This window comes from Psychrobacter sp. CAL346-MNA-CIBAN-0220 (genome assembly GCF_040309805.1).
Classification (GTDB): Bacteria; Pseudomonadota; Gammaproteobacteria; order Pseudomonadales; family Moraxellaceae; genus Psychrobacter.
On the sequence record NZ_JBEOPF010000322.1, the window covers coordinates 1 to 269 of the forward strand.

1 pseudogene is annotated in these 269 nt (G+C 58.7%); it reads right to left on the reverse strand.

Annotated features, from left to right (window positions below):
- Positions 1-269, reverse strand: a pseudogene (locus tag AAEY88_RS13820) (M23 family peptidase); the annotation flags it as partial.

Here is a 269-nt window from a genome sequence, read left to right on the forward strand (position 1 = left end):
GAGTTGTGCAGGGTCCGGGTTCACCTGGCTTTTGTTCTTCAAGGTGATGTGTTGTTCCGGGTATTTCTTGTTGCCCACGGTGAACGCCAGATTGCGGCTGCCACTGCTGATTTGCTGGCTGCCGGGTTTGACGGTTAGCGGGATGCCGACAATTGCCCGCCAGTTCTCCTGCTCCTTGACCACCAGCACCGGTTTACCTTGGTAGCTGGCTTTAGGTGCCACCGCTGAGGCGCCCAGGTCAATCACCGCGACACCACCGGGAACAGGCT